Genomic DNA, 1,880 nt, shown 5'->3' with positions numbered 1-1,880 from the left:
CACGCATCGTGGTGGAAACTGAACACTGGCTGGCGGTGGTGCCTTACTGGGCTGCTTGGCCGTTCGAAACCATGTTGTTGCCGAAAACGCACATTCGTCGCATGAGCGAACTCAGCGATGAGCAACGAGACGATTTAGCGCGAGCGATTAAGAAGCTGACCAGCCGTTACGACAATTTATTCCAATGCTCTTTCCCTTACTCGATGGGCTGGCACTACGCGCCGTTTTTTGACGAAGGCACAGACATCGACCATTGGCAGCTTCATGCACTTTTTTATCCGCCACTACTGCGCAGTGCCACGGTTCGTAAGTTCATGGTTGGCTACTAAATGCTGGCAGAAAGCCAACGTGACCTTACCGCAGAGCAAGCGGCGCAGCGTCTGCGTGATGTGAGTGATGTCCATTACAAAGAATGCTAAGTCTTTAAATTGGACTGATTACGAATAACGGGATAGCGCGACTTTACAGATAGAAAGTTAGGCTCAACGCGCTATCCCACACAAATTACTATTTTAAGAGAACGTCCCTATGTCTGAACTTATCCAAAATGTGAAAGCGTCATTTGAGCAAGTATTGGGCTACGCACCTAGCCATATTATCCAAGCGCCTGGTCGTGTGAACTTGATTGGTGAGCACACCGATTACAACGATGGTTTTGTCCTACCGTGTGCCATTAACTACCAAACGGTCGTGGCGGCGGCAAAGCGTGAAGACAATATCGTGCGTGTGGTTGCGATCGATTACGGCAACGCAGTGGACGAATTCGATATCACGCAAGCCATTACCTTCCAGCAAGACAAAATGTGGGCGAACTACATTCGCGGCGTGGTGAAGTGTCTTCTGGCGCGTGGCTACCAGTTTACTGGGGCGGATATTTCAGTCAGCGGCAACGTACCTCAAGGCGCGGGTTTGAGCTCATCGGCGGCGTTGGAAGTGGTGATTGGCCAGACGTTCAAAGTGCTGTTCAATCTTGAGATCAGCCAAGCCGAAATTGCGTTAAACGGTCAGCAAGCTGAGAACGAATTCGTCGGTTGCAACTGCGGCATCATGGATCAAATGATTTCAGCGGAAGGGCGTGAAAATCATGCGATGCTATTAGATTGCCGTAGCCTTGAAACTGAAGCAGTCTCTATGCCAGAAGACATGGCAGTCGTGATCATCAACTCGAATAAAAAACGTGGTTTGGTCGACAGCGAATACAACACTCGTCGTCAGCAATGTGAAGAAGCGGCGCGTATTTTCGGTGTGAAAGCTTTGCGTGATGTGACGATTGAGCAGTTCAACGAGAAAGTCGCTGAGCTGGATGAAATGGTGGCAAAACGTGCTCGTCACGTCATCACAGAAAATGATCGTACTGTGGAAGCGGCGCAAGCGCTACGAGCACACGACATGAAGCGTATGGGCGAGCTGATGGCCGAGTCTCATGCCTCGATGCGCGATGATTTCGAAATCACGGTAAAAGAAATCGATACGCTGGTGGAGATAGTCAAAGAGGTGATCGGCGATCAAGGCGGCGTGCGCATGACTGGCGGTGGCTTTGGTGGTTGCATCGTGGCACTTGTACCGCCAGCACTGGTTGATGACGTGAAAGCGGAAGTTGAAGCGAAGTACCAAGCGGCTACGGGCTTAAAAGAGTCGATTTATGTTTGCCAAGCCAAAAATGGTGCGGGTTTGGTTGAAGTGCTGTAAGGAATGATGATGAAAGCCTATTTTCAACAACTAGAACAAGCGATGGCGCAAACGCCGTCGTTTGATGGCCAAACTGCGACTCTGATTCATTTGACCAACGCGAATGGTATGACAGCGTCGTTTATGGATATCGGTGCGACGTGGTTGAGTTGCACATTACCGGTAAATGGTGAAAACCGTGAAGTGTTGTT

1 protein-coding gene and 2 pseudogenes are annotated in these 1,880 nt (G+C 49.9%); all 3 read left to right on the top strand.

What is annotated here, in order from left to right; translation table 11 throughout:
• A pseudogene (galT, locus tag R7P67_RS23450) lies at window positions 1–419 on the top strand (galactose-1-phosphate uridylyltransferase); the annotation flags it as partial.
• Between the two features lie 109 nt (window positions 420–528).
• Window positions 529–1,689, top strand: a complete 1,161-nt coding sequence (galK, locus tag R7P67_RS23445; RefSeq protein WP_318086145.1) for a galactokinase — start codon at window positions 529–531, stop codon at window positions 1,687–1,689.
• A gap of 9 nt (window positions 1,690–1,698) precedes the next feature.
• Window positions 1,699–1,880 (top strand): annotated as a pseudogene (gene galM, locus R7P67_RS23440) (galactose-1-epimerase); the annotation flags it as partial.

The organism is Vibrio sp. Vb0937 (genome assembly GCF_033338855.1).
The sequence above is the reverse complement of the archived record's forward strand: the minus strand, read 5'-3'. Positions and strand labels throughout refer to the sequence as shown.

Excerpts from the sequence above, each read along its gene's own strand:
- galK (WP_318086145.1), top strand. The coding sequence starts at position 529 with ATGTCTGAACTTATCCAAAATGTGAAAGCGTCATTTGAGCAAGTATTG.